Here is a 22,508-nt window from a genome sequence, read left to right on the forward strand (position 1 = left end):
CGCCGCCGTGCCGGGTCCGGCCTGCGCGGGCCGAACAGCGGGACTCGGCGCCGAGCCCCGAGAGAACCCGCGCAGCAGGGGCCGTGCCTGTTGTTCCACCCAGTGAGACGTCTCCTCCCGCGCGCCGCGGTTGCGGAAATAGTGTCACGTGCTCCTGGAACGGAATCGGCGAAAGGCATCGAACATGGTGGAATGGGCGGAAGAATGCGACGTCCTCGTCGTCGGATCGGGCGCCGGCGGCTGCTGTGGCGCCTACACCGCTGCCCGCGAGGGACTGTCCGTCGTCCTGGTCGAGGCCTCCGAGTACTTCGGCGGCACCACCGCATATTCCGGCGGCGGCGGGGTCTGGTTCCCCACCAATGCGGTGCTGCGACGTGCCGGTGACGACGACACCATCGACGACGCCCTGACCTACTATCACGCGGTCGTCGGCGACCGCACCCCCCGCGACCTGCAGGACGCCTATGTGCGCGGCGGCGCTCCCCTGATCGACTATCTCGAGGCCGACGAGGACATCGAGTTCACGGCCTACCCGTGGCCGGACTACTTCGGCAAGGCTCCCAAGGCCAGCGCGAAGGGCCGTCACATCGCGCCGACGCCGCGGCCGATCTCGGACGATCCCGAACTCAACCAGTCCGTCCGCGGGCCGCTGGGTCGCGAGCGCAACGGGGATCCGTTGCCGGACATCCTGATCGGCGGGCGCGCTCTCATCGGCCGGTTCCTGCTCGCCATGCGCAAGTGCCCGAACGTGCAGTTGCATCGGAACACCGCGCTCGAGGAACTCGTCGTCGAGGACGGCGCCGTGGTCGGCGCGATCGTCTCCCACGGCGACCAGCGGCGGGCGGTGCGGGCCCGCAAGGGCGTCGTGCTCGCCGCCGGCGGATTCGACCACAACGACGAGATGCGCGCGCAGTACGGCGTTCCCGGCGCGGCCCGCGATTCGATGGGGCCGTGGTCCAACCTCGGCAAGGCCCACCAGGCGGCCATCGCGATCGGTGCCGACGTCGACCTGATGAGCGAGGCGTGGTGGTCGCCGGGGCTGACCCACCCCGACGGGCGCTCGGCCTTCGCGCTGTGCTTCACCGGCGGCATCTTCGTCGACCAGGACGGCAACCGCTTCACCAACGAGTACGCGCCCTACGACCGGCTCGGCCGCGACATCATCGCCCGGATGGACAAGGGTGAGATGACGCTGCCGTTCTGGATGATCTACGACGACCGGGGCGGCGTCGTGCCGCCGATCGCGGCGACAAACGTGCCGCTCGTGGCGACCGAGAAGTACGAGGCGGCGGGACTGTGGAAGACCGCCGACACGCTCGCCGAACTCGCCGACCTGATCGGGGTGCCGGCCGAGGCGCTCGAGGCGACCGTCGCGCGGTTCAACCGCCTCGCCGCCACCGGCGTCGACGAGGACTTCGGCCGCGGGGACGAGCCCTACGACGTGGCGTTCACCGGCGGCGGTTCGGCGCTGGTCCCGATCGAGAAGGGCCCGTTCCACGCCGCGCAGTTCGGCATCTCGGACCTCGGCACCAAGGGCGGCTTGCGCACCGACACGGTCGGCCGCGTGCTCGACGGCGCCGGGACGCCCATCGCCGGGCTGTACGCGGCGGGCAACACGATGGCCGCCCCGAGCGGCACCGTCTATCCCGGCGGTGGCAACCCGATCGGCACCAGCGCGTTGTTCGCCCACCTGGCGGTCCGGCACATGGCCGGAGCATAGGAACGCCGCGACTCGTCCGGTCCCGCTCAGTGGGTCCTGCGTCACACTCGGAGCACTTCGTCCGTACGGTTCACATCGACGAACCGTAGGAGTTTTCATGAGCACATCGTTGGCACCCGAACGGGCACCCTCGACCCGCGCCGAACGCCGCTACGAGCGGACCCGACCCGTGGGGGCGGTGGTGGCCATTCTCATCGCCGTCGAGGTCATCAGCGCATTCGAGACGTCGATGATGTACGCGGCGCTGCCGACGTTCGCCCGGGTCTTCGAGGCGGACGCCTCCGCGGTCGGATGGACCGTGACGGCGTTCCTGCTGGTGGCGGCGGCCTCGGCGGCGGTGTGCGGCCGGCTCGGCGACATGTACGGCCGCGAACGGGTGCTGATGTTCGTGCTGGCCTGCGCTGCCACCGGCTCCGTCGTCAGCATGGCGTTCGGGACCCTCGAGGCCATCATCGCCGGCCGGGCGATCCAGGGTGTGGCCGGAGCGATCCTGCCGCTGTGCATCGGCCTGGCCCGCGAACACCTGCCGGCCGAGCGCGTCCCCATGGCGGTCGCGCTGATCTCCGGGTCGGCCGTCGCGGCCGGCGCGGCCTCCCTGCTGGTCGCCGGCGTCCTCATCGACCTGGGCGACTGGCGGTACATCTTCGTCGTCGCCGCCGGCTACGCGCTCGTCTGTCTCTTCCTGGTCGAGGCCGTGCTGCCGTGGCGGCGCCGCACCGCTCGGCGGCAACCGATCGACGTCGTCGGCGCGGTCGGCCTGGCGGTGTCGGTGGCGTCCGTCCTGTTCGGTCTGACCCAGAGCCGCTCCTGGGGCTGGAGCGACGCCCGCGTGCTGGGTCCGATCGTCCTCGGCGCCGCGGTGTTCGCCTGCTGGGTGTGGTGGGAACTGGGCCGGACGTCTCCGATCGTGAACCTGCGCCTGCTCGCCGAGCGCAACGTCGCCCTGACGATGCTCGCCGGGGTCGCACTCGGCGTCGGACCGATCGGCGTCGGGACGATGATCATCCCGATCATCATGCAGAGCCCGGCCACCGCGCCGTTCGGCCTGGGACTCTCGCCGACCTACGCCGGAACGCTGTCGTTCGTCGGCGCGATGATCGGCATGGCATTCACCCCGGTCGCGGGCAGGATCGCCGCCGCCGTGGGGGCGCGGACGTCGTTGCTGCTAGGCAGCGTGATGTTCCTCGTCGCGTGTGCCGGGTTCTTCTTCTTCCGCGCATCGGTGATCGGCATGACGCTGCTGGTCGTGGCCGTGTCGGTGGCGACGGCGTTCGCGTACACGGCGCTGCCGAACCTGCTCGTCGAGTCCGTCCCGGAGCACAACACCAGCGAGATGGCCGGCAGCCAGACGGTGCTGCGCACCGCGGCGTCGGCGGTGGGCACCTCGCTCGCCTCGCTCCTGCTCGCGTCCCTGGTGCTGCCCGGGACGGCGACGCCGACAGTGGCCGCGCTCGGGGCCGTCTGCGCGATGCTGGTCCTCTCCTGCGCCGTGACGATCGGGCTGGGTTCGGCGATCAGGTATCGGCGGGCGTGATTCCCGGCCCGTCCAGCAGCGTCAGATCGTCGGGGACGTCGATGTCCCCGGGATCGGCGAGGCGCGTGCAGTCCAGCCGTCGCACCCGGTCGCGGTTGCGGGTGAGGAATCGCCGGGCTCCCTCGTCGCCGACGGCCTCGCCGGCCGCCGCCTCGGCGTCGCGGCGGTCGAACACCACGGGATGCCCGGGGCGGTCCCCGAACACCGGCAGGGTGATCGTGCCCGGGCGGTGCGCGAGGAGTACGGCGCGGACGAGGTCGGCGGTGATGCCAGGGAAGTCGACGACCGTCAGCGCGATCACGTCGTGGCCGGTCGTGGCGTCCACCCCGCACCGCAGCGACGTCGACATCCCCTCGGCCCAGCGCGGATTGACGACGGAGCGGACGCCGGGCGGACACGCGGCGACGACGTCGTCGGCGTAGGCGCCGGCGACCACCGTGACCTCGTCGCAGCCGCCGTCGGCGAGCGCGGCCACCACGGTGTGCAACAGGGGGCGGCCGCGGTGGGGGAGCAGCGCTTTCGCGCGCCCGCCCAGCCGCGTGCCGCCCCCTGCCGCGAGGACGATCCCGGCGACGGTCATGGCCGGACTCTAGCCGCGTGCTTCCTCGGTTGCGGGACGAACCGTCGCCATGGCCCGCTCGACCTCCCAGAAGGCGCGCAGCGACGCGATCCGGCCCGCGTCGTCGACGCGGTAGACGAACACCCCCTCGGCGTCGATCACGTTGCCGCCGAGGGTCGTGCGGATGGTGCCGATGTTGACGCACTCGTCGCCGCACACCAGCACGTCGTCGACGAGGAACTCGAGCTTGTCGGTGTTCGCGATGGTCATGTCGTAGAACCGCGAGATCGCCTCGCGGCCGTGATGGCCCTTGCCCTCCGGATCGAATCCGGACGGACCGACCGGGTCCTCGACGACACCGTTCTCGGCGAACAACGCGAGCCACTCGTCCTTGCGTTTGCCGCTAGCCGCCGCCTGCGACGCCCGCGCGGCGACCCGAGCCGGGTGTTCCTCGCTCATGCCGATGCTTTTCCGTGGATGTACCTGTCGGCGAAACGGTGCAGGGACTCCTGCTTCGCCTCGAGGGGACTGTCGAAGCCGTGCCCGTCGAAGATCCACGGCACCACGATGATGTCGGTGACGCCGGCATCCTCGAGCTCGGCGTACCCGGCACGGCCGAACCGGTCCACGCACACCGCCTGGATCTCGAACGGATCGTCGGCGCGGCTGTGTTCGGCGCGCAGCTCCCGCAGCCGGGCGATCACCTGCACGAGGTCGTCGAATCGGATCATCGCCGAGGTCCAGCCGTCGCCCACGCGCGCCGCCCGGCGCAGCGCCACGTCGGTGTGGCCGCCGATGTAGAACGGCACGGGTTCGGTGGGGGCGGGGCTCATCTGCAGCCGGTCGAAGTCGAAGAATTCGCCGTGGTGCTCGACCATGCCGCCGCCGAGGATGAGCTTGATGACGTCGATCATCTCGTCCACCCGCTTGCCGCGCCGCGCGTACGGCACCCCGCACCACTCGAACTCCTCCGGGGCCCAGCCGATTCCCACTCCGAAGCCGAAGCGGTTACCGGTGAGGTTGGCCACCGAGCCGACCTGGCGCGCCAGCAGCACCGGGTTGCGCGAGCCGAGCTTGAGGACCTGGGTGTAGAACCGGAGTGTCGACGTGACCGCCCCCATCGCGGCCGCGGCGATCAGTGGGTCCGCCCAGGGCGTGTCCTCGGTCCACATCCGCGACCCGTCGGGGGTGTACGGGTAGTCGACGGTCTGCTTCTCCATGTAGAACAGGGAGTCGGGCAGCGCGATCGACCGGAACCCGCACTCCTCGGCGGTGCGGGCGAGGCCGGTGAGCTGGTCGAGGGGCGTCATCGCGACGCCGACGGTGAAGTCCACCACGGTCCGTGCCTATCGTTCCGGTCGGTCCGAGCCGACGACCCACATCGAGAAGTACTGCGAGCCGCCGCCGTACGCGTGCCCGAGTGCCTTGCGTGCGCCGTCGACCTGATGCTCCCCGGCGCGCTGCATCACCTGCATCGCGGCCTCGGCGAACCGGATCATGCCGGAGGCGCCGATCGGGTTGGAGGACAGCACACCGCCGGACATGTTGACCGGCAGCTGACCGCCGATGGCCGTCTCCCCGGCCTCGGTGAGCTTCCAACCGGAGCCCTCCGGGGTGAAGCCGAGGTTCTCGAGCCACATCGGCTCGAACCACGAGAACGGGACGTAGATCTCGGCGCAGTCGATCTCGGTGAGCGGGTCGGTGATACCCGCGGCCTGCCACAGCGCCGCCGCGGCCATCCGGCCTGCCTCGGGGTTGACCTGGTCGCGTCCCGCATACGTGGTCGGCTCGGTCCGCATCGCGGTGGCGTGGATCCACGCGACCCTCCGGCCCTGCGCCTCGACCGCCGCGGCCGAGTCCTCGTCGCCGATCACGACGGCGCACGCGCCGTCCGACGACGGGCACGTCTCGTCGTAGCGGATCGGATCCCACAGCATCTGCGACGCCTGCACCGACTCGAGCGTGATGTTCGGCTGCTTGAGGTGCGCGTACGGGTTCTTCGCGCCGTTGAGTCGGTCCTTCACGGCGACCATCGCGCCGATGTGCTCGGGTGCGCCCGATCGGCGGATGTAGGAGCGCACGTGCGGGGCGAAGTAGCCGCCGGCGCCGGCGCCGACCGGCATGGTGAACGGCACCGGGGTGGACAGCGCCCACATCGCGTTCGACTCGGACTGCTTCTCCCACGCCACGGCCAGCACCCGCCGGTGCACGCCGGCCTGCACGAGGCTGGCGGCGACATTGGCGGTGGACCCGCCGACCGAACCGGCGGTGTGGACCCGCAGCATCGGCTTGCCGGTGGCGCCGATCGCGTCGACCATGGTCAGTTCGGGCATCATCACGCCCTCGAACAGGTCGGGGGCCTTGCCGATCACGACCGCGTCGATGTCGTCCCAGCCGACGTCCGAGTCGGCCAGGGCGCGGTCGATCGCCTCGCGCACGAGGCCGGACATGGACACGTCGTGCCGCTTGGCGACGTAGTGGGTCTGCCCCGTGCCGAGGACAGCCGCGAGTTGCTTGGCCATGTCAGTTACGTCCCTCCAGAACGGCTACCAGATTCTGTTGCAGCACAGGACCGCTCGTCGCGTGTGCGAGGGCCCGCCCGGCCCGCCCGGCCATGATCGCCTGCGCGGCGCAGCCGATGCGCTCGAGGCCGCCGGAGAACATGGGGTTACCCGTGAGCGGGCCGCCGGTCGGGTTGACCGCCGTCGCGTCGGAGAGGCCGAGGGCCTCGCGCAGGATCAGCTCCTGATGGGTGAACGGCGCGTGCAGTTCGGCGACGTCGAACGCGGTGTCACCGCCGGTGACGGCCCGCGCGGCGGCCGACGCGGACGGCGCGGTCGTCAGGTCGCGGCCGCCGAGGTTCGGCGAGTCGATGCGATGCTCGATGCCCGTGATCCAGGCGGGGTTCTCGCACAGTTCACGGGCCCGGTCGCCGGCGGCGAGCACGATCGCGGCGGCGCCGTCGGTGACCGGCGCGCAGTCGTGCCCCCGCAGCGGATCGGCGACGTAGGGCCGGGCCAGCAGCTCCTCGACGTCGAAGTCGCCGCTGATCTGGGCGTTCGGGTTGTCCTTGGCGGCTGCCCGCGCGCGCACCGCGACCTGTGCCATGTCCTCCGCCGTCCACTTGCCGGCGTCGAGCCCGAACCGGGCCTGCAGCCCGGCGAGGGACACGGAATCGAGGCCGAGCGGGGCGACGAGGTACGGGTCGAGCTGCAGGCCGAGGACCTGACGCAGGGTGCCGGCCGACGACTTGCCGAAGCCGTACACCAGGGCGGTGTCGACCTCCCCGGTGATCAGCTTGACCCAGGCCTCGTACAGCGCCCAGGCGGCGTCCATCTCGACGTGGGATTCGTTGATCGGCGGCACCGCGCCGATCGCGTCCACGGCCGAGATGAACGAGAACGCCCGGCCCGCGAGATAATCGGACGAACCGGAGCACCAGAAACCGATGTCCGACTTGGTGATTCCCAGCTTCGAGTACAGCTCCCGGAAGCAGGGGACGAGCATTTCGACGCCGTTGGTGGTGCCGGTGGTCTCGCGCACGTGGGGTGCCTGCGCGAAGCCGACGACTGCGATGTCTGTCATGGTGGGCGCGGCTCCCTTACAGGTGGTGTTTGAAGGTCTCGTAGTCGGCGTCCGGTTCGCCGGTCGGCCGGAAGTACTCGATGTTGCGCAGCGTGTAGTCCCACTCCTCGCGCGGGCGCCACTTCGCCTCCACCCGCATGCCCATCCGGACGTCGGCGGCGTCGCACTCGAGGATCAGGTGCAGGAACGGGATGTCCGCACCGTCGAGCAGCACGTAGGCCGCGACGTACGGCGGCGTGATCTGCTGGCCGAGGAACGGCACGTTGACGATGCAGAACGTGGTGACGATGCCCTTGTCGGACACCTCGACCTGCTCCCGGGTGGGGATGCCGTCGGTGGGGTTCGCGCCGCGCGGCGGGATGTAGACCTTGCCGCCCGGTCCGGTGCGGCCGCCGATCAGCTTGCCCTCGGCCAGCGCGCGCAGGTAGTAGGACTCCTCGTAGGACGCGCTGTGCGTGTAGTGCAGATCCAGCGGCGTGATCATCATCGTCACCGGCTCGCCGGAGGCGTCCGTCCGGACCGTGACGGTCTCGGCCTCGCCCGGTTCGAAAGCTGCGATGTCACGAATGTGACCGGCGCGGTCGTCGGCCCACCGCACGCGTACCCGCATCCCGGTGCTCATGTCCTCGGGACCGGGGACGTCGACCGCGTGCAGCAGCGTCGTGTCGGCCCCGTCCATCTGGATCAGCGCCCACGCGAACGGCCGGTCGAACGGCTGGCCCGGCAGCGGCTCGGGGTTCCACGTCCAGCTGCGCACCGTGCCGGACTGCCCCACCTCGACGAAGTCGGTGAGGGGTTCGTGGGTGACCGCGTCGAACTCCGGGGGCGGCACGAGGACGCGCCCGTCCGAGCCGCGGGCGCCGAGGATGCGCCCGTCGCGCAGGCCCGTGACGAACGCGCCGACGGTCGGCCCCGTGGATCGGGTGTAGTCGAACTTCAGGTTCAGTGGTGCGCTCAGCGGCTTCTCCGCGATCGCGCTCTTTCCCAGGCTCACAACTTCGAGTAGAACAGGTTCTAGAGACGGTGGCAAGGGTACCGTCCGAGCAGCGGTGTCCCCGGTCCGCCCCGAAAGGAATGGTGTGCAATGAAACTGGGTCTGCAACTCGGCTACTGGGGGGCGCAGCCGCCCGCGAACGCCGGCGAGCTCGTCGCCGCCGCCGAGGCGGAGGGTTTCGATGCGGTCTTCGCCGCGGAGTCGTGGGGCTCGGACGCGTTCACGCCGCTCGCGTGGTGGGGCTCGGGCACGCGGCGGGTGCGGCTCGGCACGTCCGTCGTGCAGATCTCCGGCCGCACCCCCACCAGTTGTGCCATGCACGCGATCACCCTCGACCACCTCAGCGGCGGGCGGCACATCCTGGGGCTCGGCGTGTCCGGGCCGCAGGTCGTCGAGGGGTGGTACGGCGAACCGTTCGCCAAGCCGCTCGCCCGCACCCGCGAGTACGTCTCGATCGTGCGCAAGGTGCTGGCCCGCCGGGAGCCGGTGACCAACCCGGGCCCGCACTACCCGCTGCCGTACGACGGACCCGGCGCCACCGGGCTCGGCAAGCCGCTCAAGCCGATCACGCACCCGCTGCGTGCCGACATCCCCATCTGGATCGGCGCCGAGGGGCCCAAGAACGTCGCGCTGACCGCCGAGATCGCCGACGGCTGGCTCGCCATCTACTACTCCCCGCGCCTGGCCCCGATGTACGACGAGTGGCTCGACGAGGGCTTTGGCCGGCCCGGCGCCCGGCGCACCCGCGACGACTTCGAGATCGCCGCGACCTGCCAGGTCGTCGTCACCGACGACCGCACGGGGACCATCGCCGGCCTCAAGCCCGTCACCGCCCTGTACGTCGGAGGCATGGGCACCCCCGAACTCAACTTCCACGCCCAGGTGTACCGGCGCATGGGCTACGGGGACGTGGTCGACGAGGTGACCGCCCTGTTCCGCGCGGGCCGCAAGGACGAGGCCGCCGCCGCGATTCCCGACGAGATGGTCACCGAGACGATGATCATCGGCGACCGCGACGGGGTGCGCGCCGGCGTGAAGCGCTGGTCCGACGCCGGCGTGACGATGCTGCTCGTCAGCTGCCGCGACGCCGAGCACGTGCGCTCCCTGGCGGACGTCGTGCTGCGGTAGGCGCCCGCTTCCCCCGAGCGAATGTATCGTTCACCTCCTCGGATCGACGGGATGCCACCTTCGCTCGGTGGGGAGGTTGTCCACAGTCGGCGAGTTGCTCCACAGATTCGACGAATGCACGCTCCGCGGCCACACGAATCCGATCGAGCGGCGCACTGTAGGTCCATGAGAAGGGGTGAGTGGGCGGGGGATCCGGAGGCACTGGGCCGGCTGGGCGACAGCGGTGTGGTTCGCGACGCCGTGCTTCGTCGTGTCGGAGTGTCGGGGTCGGCAATTCACGAGCGGTGCCGTCCGGGTGGTCCCTGGCAACGGCTGCTGCCGGGCATCGTGATGCTCGGAAACGGACCGGCGTCGGCTCGGCAACGCACGATCGCGGCCATGAAGTACGTCGGCGACGACGCCGTACTCACCGGACGATCGGCGCTCGGAGAACATGGACTGGCGGGAGAACAATACGACGTCCACGTGCTGCTCCCGGCGAATCGTCGCGTGCAGTCGGCCGGATTCGTCCTCGTCGAGCGGACAACCCGAATTCCGGACCCTTTGATACGTAATGGCATCCGGTGTGCTCCCATCGAACGTGCCCTGCTCGACGCCGCGCGCCGGTGCACCACTCTCGATGCGACGCGGTCGTTGATCGCCTCGGCCGTCCAGCGTGGAGCGGTGTCGGTGGCAGCGCTGCAGGAGGAACTGGCGGAGGGGAGCGGGCGGGGTTCGGCTCTGCCGCGGCGGGTGCTCCGGGAGGTGGATGCCAACGTCCACTCGGTGGCGGAGGCGAAGGCCCGGGAGCTGTGGGAACGCAGCGGTCTGCCCGAGATGGTGTTCAACCGCGATGTTCTCGACTCCCGGGGCGGGTTCATCGCACGACCTGACGGCTGGATCGACGACGTCGCGATGGCCTGGGACATCGACTCCCTCGCGTGGCACCTGTCGCCCAAGGCGTACAAGGACACGCTCGAGCGCCGGACCCGCATGCAGAACGCGGGCATCATCGTGCTGCCGACGATCCCGAGTGCGGTGGAGCGGTCACCGAGGCGTGTCGTCGACGACCTGCGCCGGCACTACGAGCTCGCGGCCTCTCGGCCGCGGCCCGACGTGCGACTACGGACGGTGACCCCGGGCTGAGCGAATGGACCATACCGTCGGACTACGGAGGTGAGCGATACATTCGCTCGGCCCGGGCGTCCGGCCCGTCAGGCGCCGGTGAACTTCGGGGTGCGCTTCTCGGTGAACGCGCGGGGGCCTTCCTTGGCGTCGGCGCTCTTGAAGACCTCGGCGCCGAGTTTCGCGTCGATCTCGAAGGCTTCCTCCTCGTGCATGCCCTCGGTGTCGCGGATGGTCTTCAGGATGGCCTGGACGGCGAGGGGGCCGTTGGCGGCGATGGTCCCGGCGATTTCGAGGGCCTTGTCGAGAGCCTGGCCGTCGGGGACGACGTGGCCGATCAGGCCGATCTCCTTGGCCTCGGCGGCCTTGATGTGGCGGCCGGTGAGCAGGATGTCGGCGGCGATCGTGTAGGGGATCTGGCGGACGAGCCGCACCGCCGAGCCGCCGAGGGGGAACAGGCCCCACTTGGCCTCGGAGACACCGAACTTCGCGCTCTCCCCGGCGACGCGGATGTCGGTGCCCTGGAGGATCTCGGTGCCGCCGGCGATGGCCGGGCCCTCGACCGCGGCGATCAGCGGCTTGGTGAGGCGACGGCCCTTCAGCAGTGCGGGCAGCCTGGACAGATCCCAGCCACCGCCTTTGCCCTTCCCGTCGCTTCGCTCGCCCTGCTCGAACTTGTCGCCCGGGGCCGACCGGTTCATCGCCTTGAGGTCGGCGCCCGCGCAGAACGCGCCGCCGGCGCCGGTCAGGATGGCCACCCGGATCTCCGGATCGTTGTCGACGCGGTCCCACGCCTCGGCCATGATCGCCATCATCTCGCCGGACAGGGCGTTGCGGGCCTCGGGCCGGTTCATGGTCACGATCAGGACCGAGCCGCGCTGCTCGACGAGGCAGTGCGGGGCGTCTGCCGAAATGCCGGAAACTTCCGATGCGGTGGTGGACACTGAGGACTCCTGAGGGGTTGTGAACTGGATCTCATCCGGGTCTTGTCAGAAACGGTAACACGTTCTACTTTTGTGACGTGGCCCTTAACATCGCAGACCTCGTAGAGCACGCAATCGACCTCGTTCCCGACCGCGTCGCGCTCGCGTCGGACGGACGTGAGGTCACCTACGCGCAGGTGGAGGAGCGCGCCAACCGGCTCGCCCACTATCTGCAGGAACGGGGCGTGAAGCCCGGTGACAAGGTGGGTATCTACTCCCGCAACACCATCGAAGCGATCGAGGCGATGGTCGCGGTGTTCAAGATTCGTGCCGTGATGGTGAACGTCAACTACCGGTACGTCGAGAACGAGTTGCAGTACATCTTCGACAACTCGGACATGGTCGCGCTCGTCCACGAGCGCCGTTACTCCGACAAGGTCGCCGCCGTGCTGCCGCACTGCCCGCAGATCCGCACCGTCGTCGTGGTCGACGACGGCACCGATCTCGACTACGCGAGCTACGGGGGCGTCGACTACGAGTCCGCGCTGGCTCAGGGCTCACCCGAGCGCGACTTCGGCGAACGCAGCACCGACGACCTCTACATCCTCTACACCGGCGGCACCACCGGCAGCCCCAAGGGCGTGATGTGGCGGCAGGAGGACGTGTGGCGCGTACTCGGCGGCGGCATCAACTTCATGACGGGCGAATACGTCGCCGACGAATGGGAACTCGCAAAGACCGGTGCCGCGAGCCCGCCGCTGGTCCGTTTCCCGATCCCCCCGCTCATCCACGGCGGTGCCCAGTGGGCGGTGCTGCAGTCGCTGTTCAGCGGCGGCAAGGTGATCATGCATCCCGAGTTCGACGGCCACGAGGTGTGGCGCGTCATCGAGGAGCACAAGGTCAACGTCATCTTCATCACCGGCGACGCGATGGGCCGCCCGATGCTCGACGCGCTCGAGAGCGGACGTCCGGGAACCGGTGAGAAGTACGATCTTTCGTCCCTGTTCGCGATGGCGTCGAGCGCCGCGCTGTTCTCCCCGGCGCTGAAGGAACGCTTCCTGGACCTGATGCCCAACACGGTGATCACCGACTCGATCGGCTCGTCCGAGACCGGCTTCGGCGGACTCGGCATCGTCGCCAAGGGCCAGGCCCACTCGGGTGGCCCCACCGTCAAGATCGACGCCTCCACGGCCGTGATCGACGACGACGGAAATCCGGTCGAGGCCGGCTCCGGACAGGTGGGCGTGCTCGCCCGCAAGGGCCACATCCCCATCGGCTACTACAAGGACGAGGTCAAGACCAAGGCGACCTTCCGCGAGTACCACGGCGTCCGCTACTCGATCCCGGGCGACCATGCGCGGGTCGAGGCCGACGGCACCGTCACCATGCTCGGCCGCGGGTCCGTCTGCATCAACACCGGTGGCGAGAAGGTGTTCCCCGAGGAGGTCGAGGGCGCCCTCAAGGCCCACCCGGACGTGTTCGACGTCCTCGTCGTCGGCGTGCCCGACGAGCGCTGGGGGCAGCGGGTGTCCGCCGTGATCGCGCCCCGCGCCGGTACCCGCCCGACGCTGGCCGGCCTCGTCGAGGTGGCCCGCACGCAGATCGCCAGCTACAAGATTCCGCGCAGTGTCTGGTACGTCGACGCCATCAAGCGTTCGCCGGCCGGCAAGCCCGACTACCGCTGGGCCAAGGAACAGACCGAGCAGCGCCCAGCGGACGACCACCACACCAACGGCTCCGCCGCGGCGAGCTAGAAGGGACCGGGATGCACACCGATCTCAGCAGGAAATTCGGCATCCAGTACCCGATCTTCGGGTTCACCCCGTCCGAGCACGTCGCCGCCGCGATCAGCCGGGCCGGTGGTCTCGGCGTCCTCGGCTGTGTCCGGTTCAACGACCCGGACGAGCTCGACGCCGTGCTCACCTGGATGGACGAGAACACCGACGGCAAGCCCTACGGGGTCGACGTCGTGATGCCCGCAAAGGTTCCCACCGAGGGCACCGCCGTCGACCTCGACAAGCTCATCCCCGCCGAGCACCGTGCCTTCGTCGAGCGCACCCTCGCCGAGCTCGGCGTGCCGCCGCTCGACGAGTCCGCCGAACACGCGGCCGGCGTCCTCGGCTGGCTGCACTCGGTCGCCCGCGCACATGTGGACGTCGCCCTCGAGCACCGGCCTGCGCTCATCGCCAACGCGCTCGGCTCCCCGCCGAAGGACGTGATCGACCTCGCCCACGAGAAGGGGGTGCCCGTCGCGGCGCTCGCCGGGGCGGTCGAGCATGCCCGGCGGCACGTCGAGAACGGCGTCGACATCGTCATCGCCCAGGGGTACGAGGCGGGCGGGCACACCGGCGAGGTGGCCTCGATGGTGCTCTGGCCCGAAATCGTGGACGCCCTCGGCGATTCGGCGGCGGTGCTTGCCGCCGGCGGTATCGGCTCCGGGCGGCAGGTCGCGGCCGCGCTCGCGCTCGGCGCGTCCGGGGTGTGGATGGGTTCCTACTGGCTCACCACCTCCGAATACAAGCTCGGCGCTGCCGCCGACGGCCCGTCGTCGGTCCAGCGGGCCCTGCTGGGCGCGACATCGTCGGACACCGTCCGCTCGCGGATCTACTCCGGCAAGCCCGCCCGCCTGCTCAAGACGAAGTGGACCGAGGCATGGTCGAAGCCCGATGCCCCGTCGCCGCTGCCGATGCCGTTGCAGAACCTGCTCGTGAGCGAAGCCCACCAGCGGATCGCCGCCGCGGACGATCCCGAGGTCGTCGCGATGCCCGTCGGGCAGATCGTCGGCCGGATGAACGAGATCCGGCCGGTCGCGGAGATCATGGCCGAGCTCGTCGAGGGGTACGAGCGGGCCGTGGACCGGTTGAACGCAGCACGGTGACGGACCGGTGGTGACCGTCTACGATCCCTTCGATCCGCAGTTCCTGGCCGACCCCTACCCGGCCTACCGGATGCTGCGGGACGAGGACCCGGTGCACCGCCACGTCAGCACCCGGAACGGCATTCCGCCGTTCCGGGTGCTGTCCCGTTTCGAGGACGTGTGGAACGCGGTGCGCGACACCGAGACCTACTCGTCCGCTGGGGGATTGACGTTCGTTCCCGACGAGATCGGCACACTGGGTCTCGCCCCGACGATCGTCATGCTCGACCCCCCGCGGCACGGGCAGCTGCGCAGCCTGATCGCGAAGGGGTTCACGCCCCGGCGCGTCGCGGCGCTCGAGGACGCCGTGCGCGGGTTCGTCCGCGGCCGGCTCGATTCGTTCGCCGGGCGGCGCGAGGTCGATCTGCACCGCGAATTCTCCTCGACCGTACCGACGTTCGTCCTGGCGGAGATGCTCGGCGTGCCGGCGGCCGACCGGGCCCGGTTCGATCCGTGGGTCGCCGCGCTGACGGCGTTGCAGGACAGCGGATTCGACGTGGCCGCCATGAGCGCACCCGACGCCGTCGCCGAGATGTTCGAGTACTTCTCGCGCCTGATCGGCGAGCGCCGCCGCGAACCCGGCGACGACCTGATCAGCGCCCTGACCACCGTCGAGTCCGACGGCGAACTGCTCACCGACTGGGAGATCCTCGGGTTCTGCTTCGTCATGGTGGCCGGCGGCAACGACACCACCGGAAACCTGATCTCGCACGCCGTAATGCTGCTCGACACCGATCACCGCCAGCGCGACCTGCTCGTCGACGAGCCTTCCCGGATCCCGGGCGCGTTGACGGAGACGCTGCGGCTGGAGGGATCGGTGCAGGGACTCGCGCGCACCACCACCCGTGACGTCGAGTTGCACGGGGTGACGATTCCGGCCGGGGAGAAGGTGATGATGCTCTACGGCGCCGCCAATCGCGACGAACGCGAATTCGGCGACACCGCAGAGAAGTTCGACGTCACCCGGCCGATTCCGCGGCACCTCGGATTCTCCAGCGGTCCCCACTTCTGCATCGGCTCGCACCTGGCGAAGCTGCAGTCCCGGGTTGCGCTCGAGGAGTTGCTGGCCCGGTATCCCCACGTGTCGGTCGATCCGGCATCGGGGGTGCGTCTGCAGTCGTCGTTCACCCGCGGCTGGGTGAGCCTGCCCGCCCTCCTGCGTCAGCCGAGCGTGAGGTTGTGGCGGTGAGCGGGAGTATGTCGCGGCATCGTGCGGGTGCGTCGACCAGGATCCTCCCGCTCGGAACGAGAACCTCCCTGTCACGACCCACGGACACGCCGCGCGTTCGCGACGATCGCGTTGTGGACGAACCGCGGCAGCCCGGGCGCCAGCTCCTCCCACTCGGCGGTGGCGGCGTCGCCGGAGATATACAGGGCCGCGATCTCGCAGTGCTGCTGCGGACTGCACGGGCCGAACCAGCGTTCGAGGTGGCGGCGGTGCTGCTCGGCGGCATCCATCGCTACCGGTCCGTCCGCCGGCTCGCCCGCCGCGATCGCCTCGACGAACGCTCGGATGTCGGCGGCGGCCTCGGCCTTGATCGTCTCCCAGTCCTCCCTGGTGTGCCCCGCGGCGCGGTGCGCCGCCCGCTCCCACTGGTCGTGATTCGGCCAGTCCGGCTCGGTGGCCGCGAATCGTTCGGCGAACCGGTCGGTTCCGAAGATCTCCAGTTGCTCCTCAGGGGTGAGCGATACACCCGTGCGCCGCGCCTCGAGCTCGCGATCGAGCGCCGCGAGCAGACCGATGAGGTGGTCCCGGCGCTGTTCGAGAAGCCGCCGCTGGCGGCGGAGGTGATCGTCGACGGTCGCGCCCGGATCGGCGAGCATGTCGGCAATGGCATCGAGGCCGAAGTCGAGCGCGCGATAGAACAGGATGCGTCGCAGCCGCTCGACGTCGGCGGCCGAGTAGAGGCGGTGGTTGCCGGCGCTGCGTCCATGGGGCACGAGCAGGCCGATCCGGTCGTAGTGGTGGAGCGTGCGCACCGAGACGCCGGCCATCCGCGCGACGTCCCCGACCGTGTACTCGCCGTCCACACGTCGATGATGCGCCGTCACGGCCGGTGTCGTCGCGCCGCCCGGGCGTGGGCGACGGCGAGCAGGCCGGGGACCTGTGCGGCGGTGCGCACGCCCGGGTTCAGGATCGACACCCACCCCTGCGGCGCGTACACGGGATGGGGAAGCAGGAGATCGAGGGCGGTGTAGTCCACGGCGGCGCCGTGCCGCGCGTGCCCGGCCGGCGGGTAACCCAGCAGGTCGCGGAACTCGTCGCGGCCGACCGCGACGTTGAGCCGGAACACCCCCGTCCGGTAGAGGTGGGACGCGGTGTCGAAGCCGTCGTAGTCGTGGACGACGACCGTGGCGAACGGGAACCTGCGGTCGGCGGGGGTGGTGCCGTCCGGATCGAAGAACAGGAAGGTGTCGCCCCACGCCTGCCGGGGCGCGCCGTTGTCCTCCCCGGCCGTCGTCGCCACCACCCCGGGCAGGGCCGCCGCGACGTCGATGATGTCGTCCACCGTGAGGGATCGGGGTTCGTTCGTCGTCATGGGGCGGACGCTACGACCTGACGCAACGTCAGGTTCAAGTCCTCGTGCCGGATCGCCTATCGGCCCGATCCGGTGACCTGCGGCTGCAACTCGGTCGCCAGGTCGTCGGTCAGCGGCGTGAACTCGCGCTCGCCGCGGCGGCGGACCCATACCGGGTCGGCGCAGTGCCACCGCTCGGCGCTGAGCGTGCGGGTGAGGATCTTGAACGTGGCGGTGCGCGGGAAGTCCCGGCACACCCGGATCAGCGTCGGCAGCTGCTTGGGGCCGAGATCGCCCTGCGCGTCGAGGAACCCGGCGAGTGCGACGGGGTCGAACGCGGAATCCGCGGTCGGGATGATGGCGGCCATCACCCGGTCGCCGACCTGCGGATCCGGGACCGCGTAGACCGAGACCTGCGCGAAGCCCGGGTAGCGGAGCAGGGCCCGCTCGATCGGAGCGGCCGCGATGTTCTCGCCGTCGACGCGCATCCAGCCGGAACTGCGGCCGGCGAAGTAGACGAACCCGTCGGCGTCGGCATAGCCGAGATCGCCGCTGTGGTACCGGCCGTCGCGCACCCGCTCGGCGTCGGCCTCCGGGTTCTTGTAGTAGCCGGCGAACAGGCCGGCCCCGGCGACGTTGACGAGCTCACCGGTCGCGACGTCGGCGTTGAGGATGCGGCCGTCGGCATCGAACTCGGCGACCGGACAGGGCGATCCGGTGTCCGGGTCGAGGATCCGCACGCCCTCGGGCAGCCGTCCCAGCGCCCCGGGCGGCGCATCGGGCGCCGCGGAGATCGAGATGCCGCCCTCGGTGGAGCCGAACCCGTCGACGACCGTCGCGCCGAACCGCCGGCGGAACTCGGCGATCGCGGGCGCCGTGCCCTCGTTGCCGTACATGATGCGCAGGGGATTGTCCGCCTCGCCGGGCTCCTCCGGGGTGGCGACGATGTAGGACAACGGCTTTCCCACGTAGTTGGCGTAGGTGACGCCGAAGCGGCGCACGTCCGGCAGGAAGCCGGAGGCGGAGAACCTGCGCCGCAGGGCGATCCCGGCCCCGGCCGCCAGCGCCACCGCCCAGCCGGCCGTCATCGCGTTGGAGTGGAACATCGGCATCGACACGTACACGACGTCGTCGGCGCCGAGACCGAACCGTTCCGCGAGCATCACTCCGGGGCCGGTGATCTTCTCGTGGGTGCAGCACACGGCCTTCGGGTCGCCGCTGGTGCCGGACGTGAAGATCAGCATGAACAGATCGATCGCGGCGACGGGCGCCGGCGCGGCGGTGGAACCGGTGTGGGGAGCGAGCAGATCGGCCCACTCGGCGGAGTCGACGTCGATCACCCGGATGCCGCCGAGGTCGAGTCCGTCCAGCAGCCGCGCGTTCGCGGCCTCGGTGAACACCACCTGGCAGTCCGCGAGCGCGATGTCGCGGGCGAGGGCCTGCCCGCGACGGGTGGTGTTCAGCCCGACCACCACCGAGCCGGACAGCGCCGCGGCGCCGAGCAGCATCGAGAACTCCGGCACGTTGTCCATGAGGATCCCGAAGTGCCGGGGTCTGCGTGGGTCGAGCAGTTCGTGCAACAGGGCGGCCCGGTCCCGGCCGGCCTGCACGTGCTCGCGCCACGACAGCGACATGTTCTCGAACTGCAGGCCACGATCGTCGACGGTGGCGAGCCGTTCGAGGAGCGCGGTCACGGTGGGGACGTCGGTCATGCCGGCATCCTGGGGCATCGCCGCGGCGGGTGGGGTGCCGGTTCCGCTGATCGGGACGCTCACGCCGGCGCCTCCGCGAGGGACGCGCCGAGGTGCCGCAGCTGCGCGGTGGCCGACCCGAGGTGGAACTCGTGGTGTTTGGCGGCCAGGAAGTACCGGTGCACGGGGTGGTCCTCGTCCAGGCCGACTCCGCCGTGGACGTGTACGAGTGTGTGCGCGACGCGGTGCCCGGCGTCGGCGGCCCAGAACGCGGCCGTGCGCAGCTCCCCGGTGTCGGGCAGCCCGGCCTCCGCGCGGAAGGCCGCCTGCCACAGGGTGAGCCGGGCGCCCTTGACGTCGATGTAGGCGTCGGCGAGCCGCTGGGCCACCGCCTGGAAGCTGCCGATGGGCCGATCGAACTGCACCCGCTCGCGGGCGTACCCGGCGGTGAGTTCGAGCGCCCGGTCGAGCACCCCGTACTGGTATGCGGCCGAGCCGAGCAGCCCGCGGTCGCGCAGCCACACGGTGACCGCGTGGCCGTCGGTGCCGAGCGCGCGGTCCCCGGGCACGGAGGCCGCGGCGAGGGTGAGCGTCCCGAGGCAGCCGAGGCCGGTGTCGTACTGGCGGGTCACGGTCACGCCGGGATCGCCGGGACGGACGAGGAGCACGGTGACGCCGTCGGGGGTCGAGGCCGGCACGAGGAACAGGTCCGCGGCGGGTGCGGCGTCGACGAGGATCTTGGTGCCGTCGACGATCCATCCGCCGTCGGCGCGACGTGCCGTGGTGGTCGGCGACGTGGGGTCGTCGTTCAGTTCCTCCTCGAGGGCGGTGGTGAGGATCTTCTCGCCGGTGGCGGCGGGTTCGCCCCAGTCGCGACGCTGCGCGTCGCTGCCGAACTCGGCGACGGCGGCGGCGGACACGACGATCGAGGACAGGTAGGGGACGGCGGCGACGCCGCGGCCGAGTTCGGTGAGGATGCTCGTCTGTTCGAGCGGTCCGAAGCCGTCGCCGCCGACGGACTCGGGCAGTGCCGCGCCGAGGATGCCCGAGGAGGCGAGCGCGTCCCACAGGGTGTGGTCGATGCGGTCGTCGGCGGCGTCGAGCCGGCGCAGGTGGTCGTTGGTGACGATCTCGGTGACGATGCGGCGGGTGAGGCCGGCGAGGTCCTGCTGCGCCTCGGTGAGGGTGAAGTCCACGGTTTGTCCCTTCCGGTGGAGTGTCAGCGCTTGGCGGGTGGCTGTCCGAGGGCGGTCATCGCGATGATGTCGCGCTGGACCTCGTTGGTGCCGCCGCCGAAGGTGAGGATCAGGGAGCTGCGATGCATCCGTTCGAGCCGGCCCCGCAGCAGCACGCCCGGGGAGTTCTGCCGCAGCGTGGCCGACGGGCCGAGGATCTCCATCAGCAGGCGGTAGGCCTCGGTGGCGAACTCGGTGCCGAACACCTTGTTCGCCGACGCCGGTGCGGGTCCGAGCGGCGCAGTGCTGGAAGCGATCTCCCAGTTCATCAGCTTCAGGTACTCGGCCTTGGCGTGGACCCGGGCCAGGTTGATCTGCACCCATTCCTGATCGAGGACGCGGCGGCCGTCGGGCAGGCGGGTGTGCTGCGCCCACGCGCGCACTTCCTGCAGCGCGGTGAGGATCGGGCCCGCGGAGGTGAGCGCGACGCGTTCGTGGTTGAGCTGGTTGGTGATCAGCGCCCAGCCGCCGTTCTCCGCGCCGACGAGCGCGGACGCCGGGACGCGCACGTCCTGGTAATAGGTGGCGCTGGTGTCGGGGCCGGCCATGGTGTGCACGGGCGTGTAGGAGAACCCCTCGGCGGTGGTGGGCACGATGAGGACGCTGATGCCCTTGTGCTTCCGGGCATTCGGATCGGTGCGGCACGCGAGCCACACGTAGTCGGCGTAGGCGATCAGGCTCGTCCACATCTTCTGGCCGTTGATCACCCACTCGTCACCGTCGCGCACGGCGGTGGTGCGCAGCGACGCGAGATCCGTGCCCGCCTCGGGCTCGGAGTAGCCGATGGAGAAGTGCAGCTCGCCGGCGGAGATCCTCGGCAGGAAGAACTCCTTCTGCTCGGGCGTGCCGAAGTGCATGATCGTGGGCGCCACCGAGTTGACGGTGAGGAACGGGACCGGCGCGCCGGCGATCGCGGCCTCGTCGGTGAAGATGAGCTGGTCCATGGCCGAACGGTTCTGGCCGCCGTACTCCTCGGGCCAGCCGAGCGTGAGCCAGCCGTCCTTGCCCATCTGCTGGACGACCTCCCGGTACACGTTGCCGGCGCCGTACTCGCCCGTGGTCGCGGCGAGCGCCTCCCGTCGTTCGGGGGTCATCAGGTCGGCGAAGTAGGCGCGCAACTGCGCGCGGAGTTCCTCTTGCTGCGGGGTGTACGCGATGTCCACGAACCGCTCCGTTCGTCGGGTAGGCAGCTGGTCGACGGCCGAGGACCGGGACCGGCTCGGCGATGTTCCCGAATCATTGCACAGAACTGAAACGCGTTCTAGCCTGGTTTTCGAGCCGTCGCGCCAGCCCGCGCGTCCGGCGCCCGATCGGTCGAGCAAGCAAGAAGCGAGGTCTGTTCATGGAGGTCAAGGTCGACTTCGATCGTTGCGAGGCGAACGGCGTGTGCGTGGGAATCGCGCCCGAGGTGTTCGATCTGAACGACGACGACGAGCTGATCGTCACGCACCCCATCGCGCCGGAGCGGGAGGAGGACGTGCGCACGGCAATCGCCCAGTGCCCGCGTGCGGCGCTGAGCGAGGCCTGACGGCGCCCCTTGTCAGAAACGAGAACACGTTCTACATTTCCGGTGGTCGCCGGAATCCGCGGCGACCAGGAGCGCGGCGGCCCCGGGTGGGCCGCCCGACATCGCTAGGGAGAGCGCGTCCATGAGTGCAACCGGCAACGGTCTCGGCCCCGCAGGAAACGGTGCGACGGACGAGGGGGGCCTGGGTCTCGACGGCAAGGTCGCCGTCGTCACCGGCGCCGGTGCCGGGCTCGGCCGGGCGGAGGCCGTCGCGCTGGCCCGGGCCGGCGCCGCGGTGGTCGTCAACGATCTCGCGGCGACCGATGCCGTCGAGGAAACCCTCGCCGAGATCCGCGACCTCGGCGCCGATGCGGCGTTCGTCGCCGGCAGCGTCGCAGAACGTGCCACGGCCGACGCGCTGCTCGCGACGGCACAGGAACGCTTCGGCGGCCTCGACATCGTCGTCAACAACGCCGGAATCGTGCGGGACCGCATGCTGTTCAACATGTCCGACGAGGACTGGGATGCGGTGATCGCCGTGCACCTGCGCGGCCATTTCCTGCTGTGCCGCAACGCGGCGGCGTACTGGCGTGGCGAGTCCAAGAAGGCCGGCGGTCCCGTCTACGGCCGGATCGTCAACACGTCCTCCGAGGCCGGCCTGCTCGGCCCCGAGGGGCAGGCCAACTACGGCGCCGCCAAGGCGGGAATCACGGCACTCACTCTCTCCGCCGCGCGGGGCCTGTCCCGGTACGGGGTGCGCGCCAACGCCATCTGCCCGCGGGCCCGCACCGCGATGACGGAGGGCGTCTTCGGTGCCGCGCCCGAGGGGGAGGTGGATCCACTGTCGCCCGAGCACGTCTCGGCACTGGTCGCCTACCTGGCGTCGCCCGCGGCGGACCGGATCAACGGCCAGGTCTTCGTCGTCTACGGCCCGATGGTCGCGCTCATGGCCGCGCCCGTCGTCGAGCAGCGCTTCGACGCGGACGTCCGGTGGACCCCGGAGAGCCTCGCCGAACGGGTCGGCGGCTACTTCGGCGACCGGGACCCCGCCCGTAACTTCTCGGCCGCGCAGGCGCTCGCCCTCTGACGTCC

At 70.6% G+C, this 22,508-nt stretch carries 21 protein-coding genes; 9 read left to right on the forward strand and 12 right to left on the reverse strand.

Annotated elements, in window-relative coordinates; all coding sequences use genetic code 11:
- Positions 1-148 precede the first annotated feature (148 nt).
- A complete protein-coding gene (locus CQZ88_RS24750) occupies positions 149-1,720 on the forward strand; it encodes an FAD-binding protein (RefSeq protein ID WP_146034369.1) in 1,572 nt (523 codons plus the stop codon).
- 97 nt (positions 1,721-1,817) lie between these two features.
- Positions 1,818-3,254 carry an MFS transporter gene (locus CQZ88_RS24755; RefSeq protein WP_029541013.1) on the forward strand — a complete coding sequence of 479 codons (1,437 nt, stop codon included), beginning with the start codon at positions 1,818-1,820 and terminating at the stop codon, positions 3,252-3,254.
- Here CQZ88_RS24755 and CQZ88_RS24760 read toward each other — a convergent pair.
- From CQZ88_RS24760 to CQZ88_RS24785, 6 genes are read right to left on the reverse strand one after another with little or no spacing between them, the layout of a single operon-like run.
- Positions 3,235-3,834 (reverse strand): NTP transferase domain-containing protein, encoded by a 600-nt coding sequence (locus CQZ88_RS24760; protein ID WP_029541015.1) that lies wholly within the window; start codon positions 3,832-3,834, stop codon positions 3,235-3,237. The genes CQZ88_RS24755 and CQZ88_RS24760 overlap by 20 nt on opposite strands.
- Positions 3,835-3,843: 9 nt before the next feature.
- A complete protein-coding gene (locus CQZ88_RS24765; protein ID WP_006937821.1) occupies positions 3,844-4,272 on the reverse strand; it encodes a nuclear transport factor 2 family protein in 429 nt (142 codons plus the stop codon).
- Positions 4,269-5,147 (reverse strand): TIGR03619 family F420-dependent LLM class oxidoreductase, encoded by an 879-nt coding sequence (locus tag CQZ88_RS24770; protein ID WP_029541019.1) that lies wholly within the window; start codon positions 5,145-5,147, stop codon positions 4,269-4,271. The genes CQZ88_RS24765 and CQZ88_RS24770 overlap by 4 nt, the downstream gene beginning before the upstream one ends.
- 12 nt (positions 5,148-5,159) lie before the next feature.
- On the reverse strand, positions 5,160-6,335 hold the full coding sequence (locus CQZ88_RS24775) for a thiolase domain-containing protein (RefSeq protein ID WP_006937825.1): 1,176 nt from the start codon (positions 6,333-6,335) through the stop codon (positions 5,160-5,162).
- Position 6,336: 1 nt separating this feature from the next.
- The gene (locus tag CQZ88_RS24780; RefSeq protein WP_006937826.1) at positions 6,337-7,398 is read right to left on the reverse strand and encodes a thiolase domain-containing protein; all 1,062 of its coding nucleotides are present in this window, start codon (positions 7,396-7,398) and stop codon (positions 6,337-6,339) included.
- A gap of 16 nt (positions 7,399-7,414) precedes the next feature.
- Positions 7,415-8,392: a Zn-ribbon domain-containing OB-fold protein gene (locus CQZ88_RS24785; RefSeq protein WP_029541022.1), complete on the reverse strand. Its 978-nt coding sequence runs from the start codon at positions 8,390-8,392 to the stop codon at positions 7,415-7,417.
- Positions 8,393-8,482: 90 nt separating this feature from the next.
- Between CQZ88_RS24785 and CQZ88_RS24790 the strand changes: the two genes are divergently transcribed.
- Together CQZ88_RS24790 and CQZ88_RS24795 are read left to right on the forward strand one after the other, a co-directional pair.
- Positions 8,483-9,520, forward strand: coding sequence for an LLM class F420-dependent oxidoreductase (locus tag CQZ88_RS24790; RefSeq protein WP_102800441.1), 1,038 nt, complete (start codon positions 8,483-8,485; stop codon positions 9,518-9,520).
- A 165-nt stretch (positions 9,521-9,685) separates the two neighbouring features.
- Positions 9,686-10,645: a hypothetical protein gene (locus tag CQZ88_RS24795; RefSeq protein ID WP_044476040.1), complete on the forward strand. Its 960-nt coding sequence runs from the start codon at positions 9,686-9,688 to the stop codon at positions 10,643-10,645.
- A gap of 68 nt (positions 10,646-10,713) precedes the next feature.
- Here the strand turns inward: CQZ88_RS24795 and CQZ88_RS24800 are convergent, their stop codons facing one another.
- Positions 10,714-11,568: a crotonase/enoyl-CoA hydratase family protein gene (locus CQZ88_RS24800; protein ID WP_006937836.1), complete on the reverse strand. Its 855-nt coding sequence runs from the start codon at positions 11,566-11,568 to the stop codon at positions 10,714-10,716.
- 77 nt (positions 11,569-11,645) lie between these two features.
- Between CQZ88_RS24800 and CQZ88_RS24805 the strand changes: the two genes are divergently transcribed.
- Genes CQZ88_RS24805 through CQZ88_RS24815 form a run of 3 tightly spaced genes read left to right on the forward strand, consistent with a single transcriptional unit; the run spans position 11,646 to position 15,653 of the window.
- Entirely contained in the window at positions 11,646-13,301 is a 1,656-nt protein-coding gene (locus CQZ88_RS24805) for an acyl-CoA synthetase (protein ID WP_102800442.1), read from the forward strand.
- Positions 13,302-13,312: 11 nt separating this feature from the next.
- Positions 13,313-14,425 carry a nitronate monooxygenase family protein gene (locus CQZ88_RS24810; RefSeq protein WP_043797477.1) on the forward strand — a complete coding sequence of 371 codons (1,113 nt, stop codon included), beginning with the start codon at positions 13,313-13,315 and terminating at the stop codon, positions 14,423-14,425.
- Positions 14,426-14,435: 10 nt separating this feature from the next.
- Entirely contained in the window at positions 14,436-15,653 is a 1,218-nt protein-coding gene (locus CQZ88_RS24815) for a cytochrome P450 (RefSeq protein ID WP_006937841.1), read from the forward strand.
- Positions 15,654-15,724: 71 nt separating this feature from the next.
- On the opposite strand, the gene CQZ88_RS24820 is transcribed toward CQZ88_RS24815, so the two are convergent.
- The 5 genes from CQZ88_RS24820 to CQZ88_RS24840 are packed head-to-tail and all read right to left on the reverse strand — an operon-like array spanning position 15,725 to position 21,072.
- On the reverse strand, positions 15,725-16,495 hold the full coding sequence (locus CQZ88_RS24820) for a MerR family transcriptional regulator (RefSeq protein ID WP_006937844.1): 771 nt from the start codon (positions 16,493-16,495) through the stop codon (positions 15,725-15,727).
- 17 nt (positions 16,496-16,512) lie between these two features.
- Complete coding sequence (locus CQZ88_RS24825) at positions 16,513-17,004, reverse strand: DUF6194 family protein (protein WP_006937846.1); 492 nt, start codon at positions 17,002-17,004, stop codon at positions 16,513-16,515.
- 56 nt (positions 17,005-17,060) lie between these two features.
- Positions 17,061-18,695: a long-chain-fatty-acid--CoA ligase gene (locus CQZ88_RS24830; protein ID WP_102800452.1), complete on the reverse strand. Its 1,635-nt coding sequence runs from the start codon at positions 18,693-18,695 to the stop codon at positions 17,061-17,063.
- A 59-nt stretch (positions 18,696-18,754) separates the two neighbouring features.
- On the reverse strand, positions 18,755-19,870 hold the full coding sequence (locus CQZ88_RS24835; protein ID WP_072634285.1) for an acyl-CoA dehydrogenase family protein: 1,116 nt from the start codon (positions 19,868-19,870) through the stop codon (positions 18,755-18,757).
- Between the two features lie 23 nt (positions 19,871-19,893).
- Positions 19,894-21,072 carry an acyl-CoA dehydrogenase family protein gene (locus tag CQZ88_RS24840; protein WP_029541042.1) on the reverse strand — a complete coding sequence of 393 codons (1,179 nt, stop codon included), beginning with the start codon at positions 21,070-21,072 and terminating at the stop codon, positions 19,894-19,896.
- Between the two features lie 179 nt (positions 21,073-21,251).
- Between CQZ88_RS24840 and CQZ88_RS24845 the strand changes: the two genes are divergently transcribed.
- Both CQZ88_RS24845 and CQZ88_RS24850 read left to right on the forward strand, forming a co-directional pair.
- Positions 21,252-21,437, forward strand: coding sequence for a ferredoxin (locus CQZ88_RS24845; RefSeq protein ID WP_006937853.1), 186 nt, complete (start codon positions 21,252-21,254; stop codon positions 21,435-21,437).
- Positions 21,438-21,558: 121 nt separating this feature from the next.
- On the forward strand, positions 21,559-22,503 hold the full coding sequence (locus CQZ88_RS24850) for a 3-oxoacyl-ACP reductase (protein WP_102800443.1): 945 nt from the start codon (positions 21,559-21,561) through the stop codon (positions 22,501-22,503).
- The last annotated feature ends 5 nt before the right edge of the window (positions 22,504-22,508 follow it).

It is taken from the genome of Rhodococcus sp. ENV425, from assembly GCF_002887785.1.
Lineage (GTDB): Bacteria > Actinomycetota > Actinomycetes > Mycobacteriales > Mycobacteriaceae > Rhodococcus > Rhodococcus aetherivorans.

Coding starts and splice junctions, on each gene's coding strand:
- CQZ88_RS24755 (WP_029541013.1), top strand. CDS start 1,818: ATGAGCACATCGTTGGCACCCGAACGGGCACCCTCGACCCGCGCCGAA.
- CQZ88_RS24760 (WP_029541015.1), bottom strand. CDS start 3,834: ATGACCGTCGCCGGGATCGTCCTCGCGGCAGGGGGCGGCACGCGGCTG.
- CQZ88_RS24765 (WP_006937821.1), bottom strand. CDS start 4,272: ATGAGCGAGGAACACCCGGCTCGGGTCGCCGCGCGGGCGTCGCAGGCG.
- CQZ88_RS24775 (WP_006937825.1), bottom strand. CDS start 6,335: ATGGCCAAGCAACTCGCGGCTGTCCTCGGCACGGGGCAGACCCACTAC.
- CQZ88_RS24780 (WP_006937826.1), bottom strand. CDS start 7,398: ATGACAGACATCGCAGTCGTCGGCTTCGCGCAGGCACCCCACGTGCGC.
- CQZ88_RS24790 (WP_102800441.1), top strand. CDS start 8,483: ATGAAACTGGGTCTGCAACTCGGCTACTGGGGGGCGCAGCCGCCCGCG.
- CQZ88_RS24795 (WP_044476040.1), top strand. CDS start 9,686: ATGAGAAGGGGTGAGTGGGCGGGGGATCCGGAGGCACTGGGCCGGCTG.
- CQZ88_RS24810 (WP_043797477.1), top strand. CDS start 13,313: ATGCACACCGATCTCAGCAGGAAATTCGGCATCCAGTACCCGATCTTC.
- CQZ88_RS24825 (WP_006937846.1), bottom strand. CDS start 17,004: ATGACGACGAACGAACCCCGATCCCTCACGGTGGACGACATCATCGAC.
- CQZ88_RS24830 (WP_102800452.1), bottom strand. CDS start 18,695: ATGACCGACGTCCCCACCGTGACCGCGCTCCTCGAACGGCTCGCCACC.
- CQZ88_RS24845 (WP_006937853.1), top strand. CDS start 21,252: ATGGAGGTCAAGGTCGACTTCGATCGTTGCGAGGCGAACGGCGTGTGC.
- CQZ88_RS24850 (WP_102800443.1), top strand. CDS start 21,559: ATGAGTGCAACCGGCAACGGTCTCGGCCCCGCAGGAAACGGTGCGACG.